Source organism: Nocardioides sp., from assembly GCF_030149505.1.
In the GTDB taxonomy this organism is placed as follows: Bacteria; Actinomycetota; Actinomycetes; order Propionibacteriales; family Nocardioidaceae; genus Nocardioides.
Genome location: NZ_JASBRN010000045.1, coordinates 300,715 through 318,821, shown reverse-complemented (window position 1 = coordinate 318,821; position 18,107 = coordinate 300,715). Strand labels below are relative to the sequence as shown.

The 18,107-nt window shown below is 73.3% G+C and carries 17 protein-coding genes; 2 read left to right on the top strand and 15 right to left on the bottom strand.

The genetic code is table 11. The features are described 5' to 3' along the window. Positions 1–35: 35 nt before the first annotated feature. The 4 genes from Q1V71_RS10010 to Q1V71_RS09995 all read right to left on the bottom strand — a co-directional run bounded on the left by Q1V71_RS10010 (position 36) and on the right by Q1V71_RS09995 (position 4,095). Entirely contained in the window at positions 36–1,247 is a 1,212-nt protein-coding gene (locus Q1V71_RS10010; protein ID WP_300643385.1) for a M23 family metallopeptidase, read from the bottom strand. Positions 1,248–1,367: 120 nt separating this feature from the next. Then, positions 1,368–2,255 carry an acyl-CoA thioesterase II gene (locus Q1V71_RS10005; protein ID WP_300643383.1) on the bottom strand — a complete coding sequence of 296 codons (888 nt, stop codon included), beginning with the start codon at positions 2,253–2,255 and terminating at the stop codon, positions 1,368–1,370. Continuing rightward, a complete protein-coding gene (locus Q1V71_RS10000; protein ID WP_300643381.1) occupies positions 2,255–3,112 on the bottom strand; it encodes an acyl-CoA thioesterase II in 858 nt (285 codons plus the stop codon). The genes Q1V71_RS10005 and Q1V71_RS10000 overlap by 1 nt, the downstream gene beginning before the upstream one ends. Next, positions 3,112–4,095: a proteasome assembly chaperone family protein gene (locus Q1V71_RS09995; RefSeq protein WP_300643379.1), complete on the bottom strand. Its 984-nt coding sequence runs from the start codon at positions 4,093–4,095 to the stop codon at positions 3,112–3,114. The genes Q1V71_RS10000 and Q1V71_RS09995 overlap by 1 nt, the downstream gene beginning before the upstream one ends. A 220-nt stretch (positions 4,096–4,315) precedes the next feature. Between Q1V71_RS09995 and Q1V71_RS09990 the strand changes: the two genes are divergently transcribed. Both Q1V71_RS09990 and Q1V71_RS09985 read left to right on the top strand, forming a co-directional pair. Further along, a complete protein-coding gene (locus Q1V71_RS09990) occupies positions 4,316–5,512 on the top strand; it encodes a thiolase family protein (protein ID WP_300643377.1) in 1,197 nt (398 codons plus the stop codon). 1 nt (position 5,513) lies between these two features. Then, on the top strand, positions 5,514–7,589 hold the full coding sequence (locus Q1V71_RS09985; RefSeq protein ID WP_300643375.1) for a 3-hydroxyacyl-CoA dehydrogenase NAD-binding domain-containing protein: 2,076 nt from the start codon (positions 5,514–5,516) through the stop codon (positions 7,587–7,589). A gap of 59 nt (positions 7,590–7,648) precedes the next feature. Here the strand turns inward: Q1V71_RS09985 and Q1V71_RS09980 are convergent, their stop codons facing one another. The 11 genes from Q1V71_RS09980 to Q1V71_RS09930 form a co-directional block, all read right to left on the bottom strand. Next, entirely contained in the window at positions 7,649–8,929 is a 1,281-nt protein-coding gene (locus tag Q1V71_RS09980; protein WP_300643374.1) for a hypothetical protein, read from the bottom strand. Between the two features lie 94 nt (positions 8,930–9,023). Then, positions 9,024–10,994 carry a 1-deoxy-D-xylulose-5-phosphate synthase gene (gene dxs / locus Q1V71_RS09975; RefSeq protein ID WP_300643372.1) on the bottom strand — a complete coding sequence of 657 codons (1,971 nt, stop codon included), beginning with the start codon at positions 10,992–10,994 and terminating at the stop codon, positions 9,024–9,026. Positions 10,995–11,082: 88 nt separating this feature from the next. Further along, complete coding sequence (locus Q1V71_RS09970) at positions 11,083–12,018, bottom strand: SMP-30/gluconolactonase/LRE family protein (protein ID WP_300643370.1); 936 nt, start codon at positions 12,016–12,018, stop codon at positions 11,083–11,085. Continuing rightward, the gene (locus Q1V71_RS09965) at positions 12,015–12,443 is read right to left on the bottom strand and encodes an NUDIX domain-containing protein (RefSeq protein ID WP_300643369.1); all 429 of its coding nucleotides are present in this window, start codon (positions 12,441–12,443) and stop codon (positions 12,015–12,017) included. Before Q1V71_RS09965 ends, Q1V71_RS09970 begins: the two co-directional genes overlap by 4 nt. A 22-nt stretch (positions 12,444–12,465) precedes the next feature. Then, a complete protein-coding gene (locus tag Q1V71_RS09960) occupies positions 12,466–12,837 on the bottom strand; it encodes a hypothetical protein (RefSeq protein WP_300643367.1) in 372 nt (123 codons plus the stop codon). A gap of 55 nt (positions 12,838–12,892) precedes the next feature. After that, complete coding sequence (locus tag Q1V71_RS09955; protein WP_300643365.1) at positions 12,893–13,297, bottom strand: YjbQ family protein; 405 nt, start codon at positions 13,295–13,297, stop codon at positions 12,893–12,895. Positions 13,298–13,302: 5 nt separating this feature from the next. Continuing rightward, a complete protein-coding gene (locus Q1V71_RS09950; RefSeq protein ID WP_300643363.1) occupies positions 13,303–15,231 on the bottom strand; it encodes a M3 family metallopeptidase in 1,929 nt (642 codons plus the stop codon). Positions 15,232–15,322: 91 nt separating this feature from the next. Then, positions 15,323–15,886, bottom strand: a complete 564-nt coding sequence (locus tag Q1V71_RS09945; RefSeq protein ID WP_300643361.1) for a DUF3105 domain-containing protein — start codon at positions 15,884–15,886, stop codon at positions 15,323–15,325. Continuing rightward, the gene (locus tag Q1V71_RS09940; protein ID WP_300643359.1) at positions 15,883–16,209 is read right to left on the bottom strand and encodes an MTH1187 family thiamine-binding protein; all 327 of its coding nucleotides are present in this window, start codon (positions 16,207–16,209) and stop codon (positions 15,883–15,885) included. The genes Q1V71_RS09945 and Q1V71_RS09940 overlap by 4 nt, the downstream gene beginning before the upstream one ends. Next, entirely contained in the window at positions 16,206–16,730 is a 525-nt protein-coding gene (locus Q1V71_RS09935; RefSeq protein WP_300643357.1) for a SigE family RNA polymerase sigma factor, read from the bottom strand. The genes Q1V71_RS09940 and Q1V71_RS09935 overlap by 4 nt, the downstream gene beginning before the upstream one ends. Further along, positions 16,717–18,018 (bottom strand): hypothetical protein, encoded by a 1,302-nt coding sequence (locus tag Q1V71_RS09930; RefSeq protein WP_300643356.1) that lies wholly within the window; start codon positions 18,016–18,018, stop codon positions 16,717–16,719. The genes Q1V71_RS09935 and Q1V71_RS09930 overlap by 14 nt, the downstream gene beginning before the upstream one ends. Between the last annotated feature and the right edge of the window lie 89 nt (positions 18,019–18,107).

Sequence of the window (18,107 nt, the reverse complement as noted above, 5' to 3'; positions counted from 1 at the left end):
GGCTCGGCGGTTCGTTCCTGACGGCTCGGCGGTGCTCAGCGGGGGCGGCCGAACGGGGTGGAGGCCGTGGTGCTCCGGGCGGCGGTCGCGGCCGCGGCCCGGCGCTCGGAGAAGGTGGCCGTCGCGGGGTCCCACACCCCGACGTCGGTCGTGCCGTTGGCGTCCCAGTCGCCGGTGACCGGCAGGTCGCCCGGGCTGCCGAACTGCACCTCGGCGGTCCAGGTCAGCCCCTCGGCGTCGACCCGGCGCAGCGTGAAGGTGGCCGTCGTGGGGTCGAAGACGCCCACGTCGGTGGTGCCGTCGCCGTCCCAGTCGCCGGTGACCGGCAGGTCGGCGGCGTCGCCGAGCGAGACCGTGCGCACCGAGCCGTCGGCGCCACGCAGGGTCCAGGCGCCGGTGGCGGGCGAGCGGACGCCGACCTCCCAGACGCCGTCGCCGTCCCAGTCGCCGGCGACCGGCTGGTCCGAGCCGACGCCGAGCGTGAGCGTCGTGGTGGCGCGCTTGCCGACGCGCATGGTGAAGAGCCCCTCGGCAGGGCTCCAGACACCCAGGTTGGCCTTGCCGTTGCCGTCCCAGTCGCCCAGGACCGGCTCGTCGGTGGCGGTCCCGAGTCGCATCGTCTTCGGCTCGCGGCCGGGCCGCTGCACCAAGAAGAGCGAGCGCGGGGCCCGGCGGTAGACGACCAGCTCGGCCGTGCGGTCCCCGAGCATGTTGCCGGCCAGTGGCAGGTCGACGCAGTTGCCCGAGGCCTGCGTGGCGCCGTACGTGAACGGCACCCCGCCGAACCACGCCTCGACGTCCTGGCCGTCCTGGCGCTGCTCGTAGTGCAGGTGCGGTCCGGTGGAGTTGCCCGTCGAGCCGACGGTGCCCAGCTGGGTCCCCTGGTCCACGCGCTGGCCGGTCACGACGAAGACGTCCTGCAGGTGGGAGTAGACCGTGCTCTCGCCGGCCCCGTGGTCGACGACGACGTGCCGCCCGTAGCCGCGGGTCGAGGCGGCGTCGGCCTTGGAGACCACCCCGGGTGCGGAGGCGACCACGGGGTCCCCGAGGTCGTCGACCCGGTTCCAGTCGATCGCCCGCACGCTCGGGCTGTGCGAGGAGCGGGTCGTCCCGGTCCACTCCTGCGCGCAGGGGAACGGCATCTCGTAGTCGCTCACCGGTTGGGCGAGCGCGGGCGCCGCCGCCCCGACGACCCCCACGAGCATCCCGAGCAGCACGAGGCTCGCGCCCGCCGTCGTACGTCGCATGACACTCCTGGGGGATCAGGACAGCCGTGTCACAGACGCCTCACGAGCGCTCAGCCGTCACATTCGCCACAAAGGTAGCGACACGCCCCAGCAGATGTCACGAACTACACCGTTGTCATGCTAGGAGCGGGGCCGGATGAGGCCTTCCTGGGCCACCGTGGCGACGAGCGTCCCGTCCTCGGTGAACACCTGCCCGAGCGCCAGGCCCCGCGCCGACTGGGCCGAGGGCGACCACTGGTCGTAGAGCCACCAGCGGTCGGCGCGGAAGGGTCGGTGGAACCAGATCGTGTGGTCCAGCGAGGCCATCTGCACCTCGTGCGGCGAGACCGGGTGCGCGGCCAGGGTGGCGCCGAGCAGCGAGACGTCGGAGGCGAAGGTGAACGCGGCGAGGTGGGTCACCGGGTCCTCGCCGAGGTCGCCGTTGACACGTGCCCACATCCGCGCGCGCGACGGGTGGACGGGGTCGGCCTCGAGCCCGTGCTTCGAGTTGCCGATCCACCGCACGTCGAGGGAGGCCCACTCCCGCCCCAGCGCCTCGGCGTCACTGTTGCCGCGGGCCGTCATCAGCGCCACGAGGTCCAGGCCCTGCTCGGGCCGCGGCGCCTCGGGCATCGCGTCCTGGTGCGACCAGCCCTCCTCGTCGCGCTGGAAGTTGGCCGTGAGGAAGTAGATCGGACGACCGTGCTGGCGCGCGGCGACCCGGCGGGTGGCGAAGGAGCGCCCGTCCCGGATCCGCTCGACGTCGTAGACGATCGGCAGCGACGGGTCCCCGGGCAGCAGGAAGTAGGAGTGCAGGGAGTGCACCCCCATCTCCTGCGGCACGGTGCGGATGCCGGCGCAGAGCGCCTGCGCCGCGACCTGGCCGCCGAAGACCCGCCCACGGGGCGTCGGCACCGACTGCCCGCGGTAGAGGTCCTGGTCGATCTCCTCCAGGTCCAGCAGTGCGACCAGCTCGTCGACGGCGCCCTGGTCGGGCTCGCGCAGCGGGGTGGGCTCGGGGACGCGCATCAGCCGCGCTCCTCCTTCGACCGCATGCGCCGCAGCAGCGCCTCCTGGGCGGTGGAGGCGACCAGCCGTCCGTCCTCGGTGAAGACGCGCGAGCTGATCAGGCCGCGACCCCCGGAGGCACGCGGGGCGTGCTGGTCGTAGAGCCACCACCGGTCGGCGCGGAACGGCTCGTGGAACCACACCGTGTGGTCGAGGGAGGCGACCATGATGTCGGGCCCGCCCAGGCGGTAGCCGTGGGGCGCGAGCGCAGCACCGGCGATGGTCATGTCGGAGGCGTAGGCGAAGGCCGCGGCGTGCACCAGCGGGTCGTCGGGCAGCTCGCCGTCGATCTTGAGCCAGAACCGCTGGCGGCCGGGCCGCTGCGGGTCGGGCGGCAGCAGGTCGGCCGAGGAGCCGACGTACCGCATGGAGACGGCGTCCCACTCGGTGAACTCGCCGTCGGCGCGCCGTGCCGTCGGGTCGAGGGAGTCCTCGGGCGAGGGCACGTCGTCGGGGAAGGTGTCCTGGTGGTCCAGGCCCTCCTCGGGCTTCTGGAAGTCGGTGGTCATGGCGAAGATCGGCCGGCCGTGCTGGCGCGCGAGCACCCGCCGGGTCGCGAAGGACCGGCCGTCGCGCAGCGCCTCGACGTCGTAGACGATCGGCGCCCCGGTGTCGCCGGGCTGCAGGAAGTAGGAGTGCAGCGAGTGGACGACGTACGCCGGGTCGGTGGTGCGCGCCGCGGCGACCAGCGCCTGCGCGGCCACCTGCCCGCCGAAGACCCGCGGCAGCACCGAGGCCTGCTGGCTGCCGCGGAAGAGGTTGTCGTCGATGGTCTCGATGTCGAGCAGGGTCAGCAGCTCGTCGACGTCGCGGGGCATCAGCGACCTCCGTCCGTCTCGCCGCCGGTGCCGGGGTCCTCGCCGTCCAGGCCCGCGAGGAACTGCTCGAACTGCTCGCCCAGCTGCTCCCCCGTGGGCAGCGGCTCGTCGGGGGCCAGCAGCGAGGCGCCGGACTCCTCGGCCCGCTCGAAGGCGTCGTACTGCCGCTCGAGCGCGGCCACCACGTCGGCGACCTCCTCGTGCTCGACGAGGTAGCGGGTGATCTCGTCCTCCCGGTCCTCCGCCTCGGCGCGCAGGCCCGACAGGTCCACGGTGAGCCGACCGGCACGCTCGACCTGCTCCAGCAGCGCGACCGCCGCCTGGGGGTAGGGCAGCTGGGCGAGGTAGTGCGGGATGTGGGCGACGAAGCCCTGCGCGGGGTGGCCCCACTCCCCCAGCCGGATCTCCAGCAGCGCCTGGACGCTCGCCGGCACCCGGAGCTCGCCGCGCCACGGCGACGCGCCGATGAGCAGCTCGGGATCGTTGGCGTGGTGGGTGATCGCGATCGGCCGGGTGTGCGGCACCGCCATCGGCACCGAGCCCATGCTGACGACCCGGGTGACACCGAAGCGCTCGACCACCCGGCGCACCGCGCGCACGAAGCCCTCCCAGCGCACGTCGGGCTCCGGTCCGCGCAGCAGGAGGTACGGCGTGCCGCCGGTGTCGTGCAGCAGGCGCACGACCAGGCGGGGCGCGTCGTAGTCGGTGTAGCGGTCGACGACGAAGGACACGGGGGGCCGGCGCGCACGGTAGTCGTGCAGCTCGTCGACCTCGAAGGTCGCCACGACCCGTCCGGCCGCCGGGCCGGTGTCGTCGAGGTCCACCAGGTGCTGGGCGGCACGGGCGGCGGCGCTCCCGGCGTCGAGGAACCCGTCGAGGACCACGACCATGGTCAGCTCGCCCCCGGGTGCGCCGGGGCGGTCGGCCCGCGAGTCGAGCTCGGGCACCTCGTCGACGATGTGCACGAGACGGTGGTCGGCCACGGTGGCGCCACGCTCCTCTCCGGTGGGGGACGGCTGGTCCTCCGGTCGTTCGGACGGTCGGGGAAGCCAGGGGCGGCCCACGATATTCCCGAGCCGCCGTCCCCCACCGGGCACCCTGTCGTCCGTGGGTCGTCCCTGAGTTACCGGTGGGTACTACTGATGGGTAACCGAGCAGGTAGCGTGTCGCCCGTCCCCGAGCACCCCACCCACAGGAGACCCCGTGCCCCGACAGCTGCGAGAGGTCGTCTTCGTCGACGGCGTGCGCACTCCCTTCGGCAAGGCCAAGGGCCAGTACGCCGAGACCCGCGCCGACGACCTGGTCATCAAGTGCATCCGCGAGCTCATGCGGCGCAACCCGTCGCTCCCGCCCGAGCGCGTCGACGAGGTCGCGATCGCCGCCACCACCCAGATCGGCGACCAGGGCCTGACCATCGGCCGCACCGCCGCCCTGCTCTCCGGGCTGCCGCAGTCGGTGCCCGGCTACGCCATCGACCGCATGTGTGCGGGCGCGATGACCGCCGTGACCACGACCGCCGGCGGCATCGCCTTCGGCTCCTACGACGTCGCCATCGCCGGCGGTGTCGAGCACATGGGCCGCCACCCCATGGGCGAGGGCGTCGACCCCAACCCGCGCATCCTCTCCGAGCGCGTGGTCAACCCCGACGCGCTCGTGATGGGCAAGACCGCGGAGAACCTTCACGACCGCTACCCCACGATCACCAAGGAGCGCGTCGACGCCTACGCCGTGCGCTCCCAGGCCAAGACGGCCGCCGCCTACGACGCCGGCAAGATCCAGCCCGACCTGGTGCCCGTCGCGACCCGCTCGGCCGAGCTCGGCTGGGGCCTGGCCACCACCGACGAGCCGATGCGCCCGCAGACGACGATGGAGAGCCTCGCCGGGCTCAAGACCCCGTTCCGTGCCGCCGGCAACGTCACGGCCGGCAACGCCGCGGGCATCAACGACGGCGCCACCGCCGCCCTGCTGGCCGAGGAGGAGACCGCCCGCGAGCTCGGGCTGCCCGTGCGCATGCGCCTGGTGTCCTACTCCTTCGTCGGCGTCGAGCCCGAGGTCATGGGCGCCGGCCCGATCCCGGCCACCGAGAAGGCCCTCAAGCAGGCCGGCCTCACCATCGACGACATCGAGGCCTTCGAGGTCAACGAGGCCTTCGCCGTGCAGGTGCTGGCCTTCCTGGAGCACTTCGGCATCGCCGACGACGACGCCCGGGTCAACCCCTACGGCGGCGCGATCGCCATGGGCCACCCCCTGGCCTCCTCCGGCGTGCGCCTCATGACCCAGCTGGCGCGCCAGTTCGAGGAGCGCCCCGAGGTCCGCTACGGCCTGACCACCATGTGCATCGGCATCGGCATGGGCGGCACGGTCATCTGGGAGAACCCGCACTGGAACGGAGCCAACTGACGTGAGCACCACCATCGACACCCTGCTGGAGCGCGCCCAGGCGATCTCCTCCGACGCCGAGCGCGTCACCGAGGCCAAGCTGCGCAAGGTCGCCCTCCCCGGCGGCGCCGGCACGATCGGCCTCATCACCCTGGACAACGGCGAGGACCACACCAAGCCCAACACCTTCGGCCCCCGCGGCCTGATCAGCCTCAACACCGCGATCGACGCGGCGCTGGCCGACGACGAGGTCACCGCGCTGGCCGTGACCGGCAAGCCGTTCATCCTCGCCGCGGGCGCCGATCTCACCAGCATCGCCGGTGGCGGCCCGGACGCCGTGCGGGTCGTGGCCGAGCTCGGCCACGCGGTCTTCCGCAAGCTCGGCGACCCCGGCGGCAAGCCGTCCTTCGGCTTCGTCAACGGCCTGGCGCTGGGCGGCGGCTTCGAGGTCGCGCTGCACTGCACCTACCGCACCGTCATGGACTCCGCGCCCGCCCTCGGCCTGCCCGAGGTCATGCTCGGCCTCGTCCCCGGCTGGGGCGGCGCCTACCTCGTGCCCAACCTGGTCGGTCCCGCCACCGCGGTCCAGCTGATCCTCGAGAACCCCCTCAACAACGGCAAGACCGTCGGCGGGCAGCAGGCCTTCGAGCTCGGCCTGGCCGACGCGGTCTTCCAGGGCGCGGACTTCCTGGAGCAGTCGCTGCTCTGGGCCGCCTCGGTGCTGCGCGGCGACGTCGTCGTGGAGCGCCCCGAGGTCGACCGCGGCCAGGGCTGGGACGACGCCGTACGCCGGGCCCAGCAGGTCGCCCAGGCCCGCACGGGTGGGGCCTCCCCCGCCGCAGCCAAGGCCGTCGAGCTGATCGACGCCGCGCGCGACGGTGACCGCGACGCCGGGTTCGCCCGGGAGGACGACGCCCTGCACGCGCTGTCGCAGACCCCCGAGCTGCTCGCCAGCCTCTACGCCTTCGACCTGGTGCAGAAGCGCGCCAAGCGCCCCGCCGGCGCCCCGGACCGCTCGCTGGCCCGCCCGGTCACGAAGGTCGGCATCGTCGGCGCGGGCCTCATGGCCAGCCAGATGGCGCTGCTCTTCGTCCGCCGCCTCGAGGTGCCGGTCGTGCTGACCGACCTCGATCAGGAGCGGGTCGACAAGGGCGTGGGCTACGTCCACGCCGAGATCGACAAGCTGCTCGCCAAGGGTCGCATCAACCAGGACAAGGCCAACCGGCACAAGGCCCTGGTCTCCGGCTCGGTCGACAAGGCCACCGGCTTCGCGGGCGCCGACTTCGTCATCGAGGCGGTCTTCGAGGAGATGTCGGTCAAGAAGTCGGTCTTCGCCGACGTCGAGGCGGTGGTGTCCCCCGAGTGCGTGCTGGCCACCAACACCTCCTCGCTGTCGATCACCGAGATGGCAGCCGACCTGCAGCACCCCGAGCGGGTCGTGGGCTTCCACTTCTTCAACCCCGTCGCGGTCATGCCGCTGCTGGAGATCGTCCAGGGCGAGAAGACCGACGACGCGACGCTGGCCACCGCCTTCGGCACCGGCAAGGCGCTGAAGAAGACCACGATCCTGGTGCAGGACAGCCCGTCCTTCATCGTCAACCGGCTGCTCGGGCGCTTCATGTCCGACGTCAGCCGGGTGCTGGACCAGGGCACCCCGATCGACGTCGTCGACGGCGCCTTCGCCGGTGTCGCACCGATGTCGCCGTTCACGCTCATCGCCCTGGTCGGTCCGGCCATCGCGTTGCACAACACCGAGACGCTCGCGGCGGCGTTCCCCGACCGCTTCTACGTCTCCCCCGCCCTCGAGCGGGTGGTGGCGGCGCGCAAGGGGGCCTACTTCGGTCCCGACGGGTCCCTGGACCCCGAGGTCGAGGCGCTGCTGGAGAAGCCGGCCTCGCCGGTCGTGCTGTCGCGCGAGGAGGTCCGCACCCGGGTCCTCACCGGCCTGGCCGAGGAGGCGCGGCTGATGCTCGACGAGGGCGTCGTCACAGCGGCCGAGGACCTCGACCTGGCGATGATCACCGGTGCCGGCTTCGCGTTCTGGAACGGCGGGCTCACGATGCTCCTCGAGCGTGAGGGCCTCGGCTCCTTCCACTGAGCACCGCACGACCAGCAGGACCACGACGGGCCCTGGCTCCCGCCTCGCAGGAGGTGGGGTCAGGGCCCGTACGTCGCCAGCATCAGCCTCGCCGCCCGCCGGGCGAGGTCCTCGGTGGTGAGCCCCGTGCGCTGGGCCAGCACCTCCTCGCCGCGCTCGTCGACCCCCACGGCCGGGTCCTCCCCGCGGGCGGTGACCACCTCGGCCGCCGCGTCGAGGTCGTCGACCAGCGTCCACAGCACCTCGTCGCCGTACGCCGTCGTGAGGGCCTCGCACGCCCACCACGAGAGCCCGTAGTTGGCGCCCGAGGTCGCCCCGTTGAAGCCGTCGGAGCGGGGCAGGTCGAGGGGCTCCCCCGACGGCTCCTCCCCCTCGAGCCCGTCGCGGGCGGCCACGAGCGAGGCCGTCGAGAGCGCCCGGTCCTCGGGTGCGAGCGGGGCGACCGACACCCACTCCGCGATACCCTCCGAGAGCCAGACGGGCACGGCGTCGTCGCGCGGTCCGAGGGCGACGTGGGTGAGCTCGTGGCGCACGAGCCGGTCGCGGGCCCCGTCCTCGCGGGTCAGCATCCGCGGGTGGAGGGCGACCCGGACCCCGGCGGTGCCAGCGGTCGGGTCGGCATCGTCGAGGGGCACGGGGAAGGCGACCGCATCGACCAGCTCGGGGTCGCCGCCCGGCAGCTCGGCCAGGGAGCCGAGGAACCCCGAGTCGCCCAGGGCGTACACCACGACCCGGCGCTCCCAGGCGTAGGGCACCACGGCGCTGACGTCGGCGATGCCGCGCTGCACCAACTCCAGCAGCGCGTCGGCGCTGCCGACCGAGGCGGCGTCGAAGACGCCGAGGACGCCCGCCACCTCGCGGACCTCGACCGGGCCACGGTCCCAGGGCTGGGCCACGACGCCGTTGCGCTCCTCCCACGCCTCGTCAGTCACCGAGGCCAGCCGCAGCCGGCCCCGCGCGCCGGGCGCGAAGAGGTAGCGGTCGCGGGCGACGACCGGGGCCGCGTCGTACCCCTCGAGCTGGAGGTGCACCCGCACGACGACCCAGTAGGACTCGCCGTCGCGCAGCACGTCGGCGGGGTCGAACGAGTAGCGGAACACCCGCACCGGCAGGTCCTGCAGGGCACGGAAGTAGTCGGCCTGCGCCGCGACCAGCTCACCGCCGCGACGGGCCAGCCCGGAGCGGAAGACCTGCTCGTCGCCCTCGCGGACGGCGACGGCACGCCGGCGCAGCACCCGCTTGAGCTCCTCGACGACCCCCGGGGGTGCCGGTGCCGCCGACGTCCCGGGCGAGGACGTCTCGTCGTCGGCGAGCAGGCTGCAGCCGCTCAGCGCTCCCATCGCCAGCGCGGCACCGATGAGCGCCGAGCCCCAGCGGACGGTCCTGTGGTGCGACCGGCCGCGGCCGAGGTGCGGGTCTCCCTCCCAGGACCTCTCAGCCGCGCCGGTCACGCGACCGGTCGCCGGGCGGACCGGCGACCTCGGGCTGCGCCTCGCCCGGGTCGACGACCGTGTCGCTGTCGTCAGGGAGGTGCCCGGTCAGGTCACCGGCCATGGCCTCGACGATGCCGCGGGCCAGGTGCTGGGCGGTGAGGCCGATCCGCTCGAGGATGACGTCGCGCTTGGCGTGGCCCAGGAACTCCTGCGGGATGCCGTGCAGCTGCACCGGGGTGCGCACGCCGGCGGCGACGAGCGCCTGGAGCAGCGAGGCGCCGCACCCGCCCTGCACGCCGTTGTCCTCGACGCTGACCACCAGCCGGTGCTCGCGGGCCAGGTCGACCAGCGCGGGGTCGACGGGCTTGACCCAGCGCGGGTCGACCACGGTCACGCCGATGCCCTGGTCACGCAGCCGCTCGGCGACCTCGACGGCGGTGGTGGCCATCGAGCCGACGGCGACCACGAGGACGTCACGGGCACCCGAGCGCACCAGCACGTCGCACCCGCCGGCCCGGTCGACCGCCGACACGTCGGCGGGCGGGGCGCCCTTGGGGAAGCGGACCACCGTCGGGGCCTCGTCGACCTGCACGGCCTCGTCGAGGAGCTCGCGCAGGCGGGTGGCGTCGCGGGGCGCGGCCAGGCGCAGCCCGGGCACGACCTGCAGGACCGACATGTCCCACATGCCGTTGTGGCTGGCGCCGTCGTCGCCGGTGACGCCGGAGCGGTCGAGCACGAAGGTGACGCCGCACCTGTGCAGCGCGACGTCCATGAGCACCTGGTCGAAGGCGCGGTTGAGGAAGGTCGCGTAGACCGCGACCACCGGGTGCAGACCGCCCATCGCGAGGCCGGCCGCCGAGGTGGCGGCGTGCTGCTCGGCGATGCCGACGTCGAAGGTGCGCTCGGGGAAGTGCGCCTCGAAGGCGTCCAGCCCCACCGGGTGCATCATCGCGGCGGTGATCGCCACGACGTCCTTGCGACGGTGGCCGAGGTCGACCATCGCGTCGGAGAAGAAGTCGGTCCAGATGCGGCCGCGCTTGCGCTCCTCGCCGGACTCGATGTCGAAGGGCTGCGGGCTGTGGAACTGGTCGGCCTCGTGCCGCTCGGCGGCGTCGTACCCGAAGCCCTTGCGGGTCAGGGCGTGGACGATGACGGGGCCGTTGAAGCGCTTGGCCTGGGTCAGCGCGGTCTCCATGGCGGCCCGGTCGTGGCCGTCGACGGGACCGACGTACTTCAGGCCGAGGTCCTCGAACAGGCCCTGGGGGGCGAGCGCGTCCTTGAGGCCCTTCTTCATGGCGTGCAACGCGTCGTACGCCGCGGGGCCGACGCCCGGCACGGCGTTGAGCCGCTTCTTGACCACGTCGAGGACGTGCTCGTAGCGGGGGTCGGTGCGCAGGCTCGACAACGCGGTGGCGAGACCTCCGACGGTCGGGGTGTAGGAGCGGCCGTTGTCGTTGACCACGATCACCAGGCGGCTGTCGGGGGCGACCGCGATGTTGTTGAGCGCCTCCCAGGCCATGCCGCCGGTCAGGGCCCCGTCGCCGATGACGGCCACGACGTGCCGGTCCTCCCCGCGGATGCGGTAGGCCTTGGCCAGGCCGTCGGCGTAGGACAGCGCGGTCGAGGCGTGGGAGTTCTCCACGATGTCGTGCGGGGACTCGGCCTGGCTCGGGTAGCCCGACAGGCCGCCCTCCTGCCGCAGCCCGTCGAACTGGCTGGCGCGACCGGTGAGCATCTTGTGGACGTAGGACTGGTGCCCCGTGTCGAGGACGACCCGGTCGCGCGGGGAGTCGAAGACCCGGTGGATCGCGATCGTCAGCTCCACGACGCCGAGGTTGGGGCCGAGGTGGCCGCCGACCCGCGAGGTCGAGCGGACCAGCAGGTCGCGGATCTCGCTCGCCAGGAGGTCGAGCTCCGCGTCGGTGAGGCTCCGGAGGTCACGGGGTCCCGAGACCGACTCCAGCACTCCCATTCGGGGGGTCCTCCTCCTGCGTCGTTGCCCCCGGGACGGTGCGGGTCACGCAGCCCGGGGCGGAGCCTCCGAGTCTAGACGGGGTGGCTCACAGATCCACGACCCCGACGGAGGGCTCGTGCAGGCTGCCGATCCACACGCGCCCCTCGTGCTCGCGCACCCCGGTGGCCATGTGGAAGTCGGGCGTGTCGAGGTCCAGGTCGTGCACGAGCGTGCCGGCGGCGTCGAAGGCCTGGACGCGGCAGGTGCGCTTCGGCGCGGGCTGGAACCGCTCCGGGATCTTGGTCACACCCTTGCGGACCAGCAGCGGTGCGCGGCCCAGCCGCTCCACCACCGGGTCGGTGGGGCTGGCGATGCTGACCCAGATGAGGCCGTCGCTGCCGCGGGCGATGTTGTCGGGGTAGCCGGGCAGGCCGTCGACGAGGAGGTCGCGGGTGCCGGCGCGGTCGCCGGTGAGCCAGTGCCGCACCAGCGTGCGACCCCGGGTCTCGGCGACGACGACGAAGGACTCGTCGGGGGCCAGGGCCACGCCGTTGGCGAAGCGCAGGCCGTCGAGCACGGTCTCGACCGACCCGTCGGGGCGCAGCGCGAGCAGCCGGCCGCTGGCGGTGTCCTGGACGAAGTCGTCCTTCCACCGGTCGATGCCGAAGTGCCGCGAGGAGTCGGAGAACCACACCGTGCCGTCGCTGGCGATCGCGGCGTTGTTGCAGAAGACCATGGGGACGCCGTCGACCGCCGCCAGGACCTGCTCGACCGCCCCGGTGTCGGGGTCCATTCGCAGCACGCCGCGGTGGGAGTCGCAGACCAGCAGCCGGCCGTCGGGGTCGACCTCGATGCCGAGCGGGCGCCCGCCGGTGCTGCCGACCTGCTCGACCCTGGAGCCGTCGTGGGAGACCCGCAGCACCGCGCCGTCGACGGTGCCGGTGTAGACCGACCCCTCGTGCCGGCCGGAGGTGGCGACGACGACGTCCTCGGCACCGTCGTGGCCGACGGGGTGGACCTGGAGCGTGCGGGAACCGGTCATGCGGACAGCCTCCTGTAGATCGGGCCCTGGAGGAACCCCGGCAGGACGCGACGCGCCGAGCCGGTGAGGTCGAGGTCCAGCACCCGGTCAGGGTCGACGAAGACGATCTGGCGTCCCTCGGTGCACGCGATGTCGGGATCGTCGAGGTCGACGCCGGCGGCGTAGAAGGTCATCTGGTCCCAGGTGCCGTAGCCCTCGTGGAAGACCTGCAGCTGCTCGACGAGCTCGAGCTCCTCGGGCGCCAGCACGACCCCGGTCTCCTCCTCCAGCTCGCGGACCGCGCCGGTCAGCGGGTCCTCACCGGGCTCGAGGTGGCCGCCGCAGAGCCCCCACTTCTCGGGGTCGATGACGGGGTGCTCGTCGCGCTCCTGCATGAGCAGGCGGCCACGGCGGTCGACCAGGACGACACAGGCGAAGTCGTGCACGTCCCGGAACCTACCGCTGGACCTAGAGCCGCGCGCGGTAGCGGCGTCCGCGCAGCGCCTCCTCCACGAGGCCGACCTCCCGTCGTACGCCGACGAGCCGGGCCTCCTCGGCCAGGAAGGTCTGCACGGCCGCCTCCACCACGTCGCCGTCGGCGACCTGCGGCAGGTCGGCGCGGGCCTCGCTCAGCCCGCGCCGGACCGCGGCGTGGCAGCCCTCCACGTGCAGCACTGCGAACCGCGCCAGCACGACGGGGTGGCGCCGCAGCGTCGGGTAGGAGCGGAACTCCGGAGGACAGAGGTCCAGTAGCCAGGCGCAGGCCGTGACCTCCCAGTCGGGCGCGTCGGGCGGGCGCACGGCCCGCGGCCAGCCGGGCGGGGCGACGAGTCGGTCCATGACTCCGATGGTACGCCAGGATCGAACACGTGTTCGACTCCGGACGCGACCGACCTCACCCCGCCAGGAACGAGAACCGCACCTCGCGCTCGGGGTTGTCGACGTTGAGGTCCACCAGGCACAGGCTCTGCCACGTGCCGAGGGCCAGCTGCCCGCCCAGCACCGGGAGCGTCGCGTACGGCGGCACGATCGCGGGCATCACGTGCGACCGGCCGTGACCGGGGGTGCCGTGCCGGTGCCGCCAGCGGTCGTCCGCGGGCAGCAGGTCGGCCAGCGCGGCGAGCAGGTCGTCGTCGGAGCCGGCTCCTGTCTCGAGCACCGCGAGACCGGCCGTGGCGTGCGGCACGAAGACGTGCAGCAGCCCGTCGCCGCGGCCCGCGACCCAGGCACGGGCGCGGTCGGTGAGGTCCAGGACGGTGTCGCGCCCGCCGGTGCGGACGAGGAAGGTCTCGCTGTCCACGGCGCTCACCCCTCCAGCCACGCGGTGAAGGCGCGCGAGTCGTAGGGCCGGCCGAGGAACGCCTCGACCAGGTCGGCGGCGTCCCGGCTGCCCCCGGCGGCGAGCACGGTGTCGCGGTAGCGGGTGGCCACGTCGGGCGCGAAAAGGTCGCCCTCGTCGAAGGCGGAGAAGAGGTCCTTCGCGATGACCAGGCTCCACATGTACGTGTAGTAGCCCGAGCCGTAGCCCTCCAGGTGCCCGAAGCCGCAGTGGAAGTGGGTGCCCGGCAGCTGCGCCCAGACCGCGTACCGGTCCGAGAGCTCCTGCGAGCGCTTGGTCAGGTCGACCGGGAGCTCGGCGTGGAAGCGGTAGGAGACGGCCGCGTAGTACATCTGCGTGCGCGCGTAGTAGCCCTTGCCGAGCTCGTCGGCGGCACGCATCCGTTCGACGAGCGCGGCCGGGATCGGTTCCCCCGCCTCGTCGACGGCGAAGCTGCTCAGCACCCCGTGGTCCCAGGCCCACTCCTCCAGCATCTGGCTCGGGGCCTCCACGAAGTCCCACTCGGTGGCCACACCGGAGAACCGGACCCACGGGTGGCGCCCGGCCAGCACGTGGTGGAGCAGGTGGCCGAACTCGTGGAACAGCGTCACGACCTCGGAGTGGTCCATCCGGGTGCGGCCGAAGTTGCAGACCAGCACGCCCTCGGGCAGCTGGCGACCACCCACCCCGCGGACCAGGTCGAACTGGGCGGCGTGGTTGTACTTGCCCGCCCGCGGGTGCAGGTCGAGGTGGATCCGGCCGAGCAGGTCGCCGGACTCGACCAGCCTGACGTCGTACGTCGCCACCTCGGTGTGCCAGCTGGGCGCGTCCGGGACCGGGACGTACTCCAGGCCGAACAGCCGTCCGGTGACCTCCAGCAGCCCGGCCCGGACGCGGTCGGAGGCGAAGTACCGCCGCACCGCCTGGCCGTCGACGTCGAACCGCTCACGGCGCACGACCTCGCCGTAGTAGCGGGCGTCCGCGACGTCCAGCCGGCCCAGGCCGGGGTGGTCCTGGCGGGCCCTCTCCAGCAGCAGGGCGGCATCGCGCTCCGCGCTGGCGGTCGCGTCCTCGGCGATCTTGTCGATGAAGGCGGCCACCGCGTCGCCGGTGCCGATCATCTTGACCTCGGCGTCGAAGTCGGGCCAGGAGGCGTAGCCGAGCAGCCGAGCCTGCTCGTCGCGCACCCGCAGCAGGTCGTGCAGGACGGGGTCGTTGGCCGGCCACCCGATGTTGAGGAAGGTGTGCATGACCGCGTGCCGGGCCTTGGGATCCGCGGAGAACATCAGGAACGGGTTGGTGTCGGGGTATCCCGTGGTGATCGTGACCTTGCCGTCCTCGTCGGCGGGGTGGGCCTCCACGTAGTCGTCGGGCAGGCCGGCCAGGGCGCTCGCCGGCACGCGGGTCTCCCCCGCGCCGTCGCGGATGTTGCGGGAGAAGGCCTGTCCGAGGTCGGTCTCGCGGGCCGACAGCTCGCGCAGCCGCTCGCGGGTGCGCTCGTCGCGGTCGACGCCGGAGCGGCGGAAGGAGCGCAGGGCGTCGGCCAGCACCCGGTCGGCACCGTCGGGCAGTCCGTCAGTCGGGGCGGCCGACAGCACGGCATACACCACCGGGTCGAGCATGAGGGTGGTGCGCAGCTCGTGCAGCTGCTGCTCGTAGCCCTCGGCCCGCTCGCGCAGCTCGCCGTCGGGGTGGACCTGGGAGAGCAGGCCGGCCACGGCGAAGGCGTTGGCGAGCGCGACGTGCAGGTCGTTCCAGACCAGCAATGTCTCCGGGTCGCCCGCCGGCGTCTCGCGGAGCACCGCGACCAGGCCCCGGGCCTCCTCGAGACCACCGAGGACGCGGGTGTCGAGGAATCCGTTCCAGGCCTCGAGGTCGTCGGTCGCGGGCAGGGTCAGCGGCTCGAGGTGGGACACGCGCGTCACGGTACCCAGCCCGCTCCCGCCGAGCCGGCCCGGAGTTCCGTACACGTCGTACGGAATGACGGGCCGGCTCGGCGGGCTGCGGTCAGACCTGGGTGACGCCGGGGTCCTGCGGAGGCTCGATCCCACCGGCGCAGGAGGCCATCGGCTCGGGCGCGGTCTCGCCGTTGCCGAGCTGGGCGATGAAGAGCGGCAGTCGGGGGTCGTCGGCGCCGGTGAGCGCGAGCCGGTGGCCCCAGACGGTGACGACGACCGGGGCGTCCAGGCCGACCCAGGGCGTCATGATCCCGTTCTGCGGGAGCAGGTCGGCGAGCAGCGCCACGTCGCCGTCGTCGAGGCCGGGGTCGTGGGCGATGACGACGGTCCCGTGCTCGAGGTCGTGGCCCAGGTTCTCCGCCGGCACCTGCTCGTCGTAGACCCCGCAGTCGAGCCAGCGGTCCGCGTGCGGGCCACCGACCGGCGGCTCTGTCGGGTAGTCGACGTCCTCGTCGGTGTGGGTCGTGGGCAGGTCCTCGAAGACCTCGACCGCGTCGAGGGTCAGGTCCACGGGCTCGGGGCGCGCTCGCTCCACCGCCTGCGGCAGCAGCAGCGCGGTGCCCATCACCAGCAGGACGCCGAGCAGGGCCACCAGCAGGACCCGACGGTTCACGCGCCGCTCGCCGGGCCCTGGTCGCCGCGGGCCAGGATCTCCTCGACCCGCTCCACCTTGGCGGCGAGCTGTCCGTCCCAGCCGGGCCGGATGTCGGCCTTGAGCACCAGCCCGACCCGGGGCGAGACCTCGGCGACGACGTCCACGGCCCGCTTCACCACAGCCATGACCTCGTCCCACTCACCCTCGATGTTGGTGAACATCGCGTTGGTCTCGTGCGGAAGCCCCGACTCGCGGACCACCCGGACCGCGGCAGCGACCGCCTCCGAGACACCCCCGGTCTCGTCGCCGGTGGTCGGGGAGATGCTGAAGGCCACGATCATGGCGCCACGCTATCGAGGGCCTCCACGTCGTCGTCGGTGACGTCGGGCACCAGCTCCCGCAGCCGGGCCATCGCCTCGCGACCGTGCGACTTCACCGTGCCGAGCCCGATGCCCAGCACGTCGGCGGTCTGCTGCTCGGTGAGGTCGTCGAAGTAGCGCAGCACCACCACCGCGCGCTGTCGAGGCGACAGCTCGAGGAGGGCGCGGCGCAGTACCTCGCGGTCGGTGGGGTCGCGGGTCTCTGCCGTCGTCTCGGGCAGGGTGCCCGTGCTGACCTCGCGCCACCGCCGGCCACGCCAGCGATCGGTCACCTCGCGGGCGAGGATCCTGCGCACGTAGGGCTCGGGGCGGTCGGCGATCCGCGCCCACCGCGGCCAGGCCTTCACCAGGGCGGCCTGCACGAGATCCTCGGCGTGCCCGTGGTCGCCGGTCATGAGGTACGCCGTGCGCAGCAGCGCCTGCCTGCGCGCGGCCACGAACTCCTCGAAGGACTCGCGTGTCCTGCTGTCAGGCCTCGACACGTCGCCTCCAGCCCAGGAGCCACGCGCCGGCCACGAGGGTCACGAAACCCACGAGCGCCGCGACGACCCGCGGGTCCCAGGGCCGGTCCGGCTCGGGGAAGTCGCGGGGCTCCACGGCCAGGAGGTCCGTCGCCAGATTTCCTGGCACGTGCTGGAACGACCCGGCCTGGACGAGGACCCGTCGCTCGCCCGTGGCAAGCGAGACCACCTCGAGCCTCGTGTCGCGATCGACCGCCTCGGGGTCGCTGGTCGCGAAGACCACCGTCTCACCGTCGGTCCAGCCGACCGCCTCCTCCACGTCCTCCTCGATGAGGACATCCGGGCGCCCGTCCCCGCGCAGCAGCAGGAGCGGGCCGGGATTGCTGCGGGGGAAGGCAATCGCGCTCCCGTCGGGTGACAGGGCGCTCACCCACCCGTAGTCGGTACGGCGACCCGACGGCCCGCTGCGCCGCCCCGTGCGGACGTCGAGGACAGGGCGGTCGTCGACGGTGAGGAGGACCTGACCGGAACCGTTCCCGGCGTCGACCTCCGCGTCGAGGCCGAGCAGCCTGGGTGCGTCGTCGGCCGCGACGTCCCAGACGCGCAGACCCTCACCGGAGTAGAAGCCGCCTTGGAAGCGAGCCGGCGCGTCGTCGCCGACCCGGTACTCCCCCCACGTCGCGACCAGGGCGGTCGCATCAGCCCACACGGGGTCGGCGGCGATGCCGAGGCCGTGCTCGGTCTCGACCTCGTGCCGCCGGACCTCTCCGCTCTCGGCGTCCCAGACAGCGATTCCGACCACGGGCAGATCCTGGCCGTCCGAGGTCTGGGGCGACCCTGTGGTCTCCCCCGTGATCCAGTACGCCACCTTGGACCCGTCCGGGGACAGCGCGTGGCCCCGGTGCGCGTCGTCGGGCAGGTCGAGGAAGAGGTACTCCCCTGTCGTGGCGGACACGGCCACGACGCCGTCCTCGGAGCCGAGCCATCCGTTGCGCTCGGTCTCCCGGAGGAGCGCCAGCGGACCCGTCGGCTGACCGTCGTTGCCCGGCAACCATCCGCTCGGCTCCCAGATCCGGGCCGGCAGCGCCGGCGCGGTCCCCGGCGCCGCCGGGTCGACCCCGGGCGAGCGCTGCCAGGTGTCGATGCCGACCAGCGACACGACGGCGAGCACGGCGACGGCCACGAGCGCCGCCGTACCGGCGCGGCGCCGGCGGTGGAACCGGGCAGCGCGGTCCCACAGCCGGGGGTCCGGGGTGGCCGCAGGTGCGTCCGAGGCGAGGTCGACCAGGCGGTCGTGCAACGTGCTCATGTCCAGGTACACGTCCCGAGAGAGGTGGACGGAGGGGTCTTCCCCGCGTGTTCACGCAGAAATATGTCGTGCCCCCGGTCCCACGTGGG

What these genes read in the sequence shown, in the direction of transcription:
- Q1V71_RS09960 (WP_300643367.1), bottom strand. Translation starts at nt 12,837, where the DNA reads ATGGACCGACTCGTCGCCCCGCCCGGCTGGCCGCGGGCCGTGCGCCCG.
- Q1V71_RS10010 (WP_300643385.1), bottom strand. Translation starts at nt 1,247, where the DNA reads ATGCGACGTACGACGGCGGGCGCGAGCCTCGTGCTGCTCGGGATGCTC.
- dxs (WP_300643372.1), bottom strand. Translation starts at nt 10,994, where the DNA reads ATGGGAGTGCTGGAGTCGGTCTCGGGACCCCGTGACCTCCGGAGCCTC.
- Q1V71_RS09940 (WP_300643359.1), bottom strand. Translation starts at nt 16,209, where the DNA reads ATGATCGTGGCCTTCAGCATCTCCCCGACCACCGGCGACGAGACCGGG.
- Q1V71_RS10005 (WP_300643383.1), bottom strand. Translation starts at nt 2,255, where the DNA reads ATGCGCGTCCCCGAGCCCACCCCGCTGCGCGAGCCCGACCAGGGCGCC.
- Q1V71_RS09970 (WP_300643370.1), bottom strand. Translation starts at nt 12,018, where the DNA reads ATGACCGGTTCCCGCACGCTCCAGGTCCACCCCGTCGGCCACGACGGT.
- Q1V71_RS09930 (WP_300643356.1), bottom strand. Translation starts at nt 18,018, where the DNA reads ATGAGCACGTTGCACGACCGCCTGGTCGACCTCGCCTCGGACGCACCT.
- Q1V71_RS10000 (WP_300643381.1), bottom strand. Translation starts at nt 3,112, where the DNA reads ATGCCCCGCGACGTCGACGAGCTGCTGACCCTGCTCGACATCGAGACC.
- Q1V71_RS09980 (WP_300643374.1), bottom strand. Translation starts at nt 8,929, where the DNA reads ATGGGAGCGCTGAGCGGCTGCAGCCTGCTCGCCGACGACGAGACGTCC.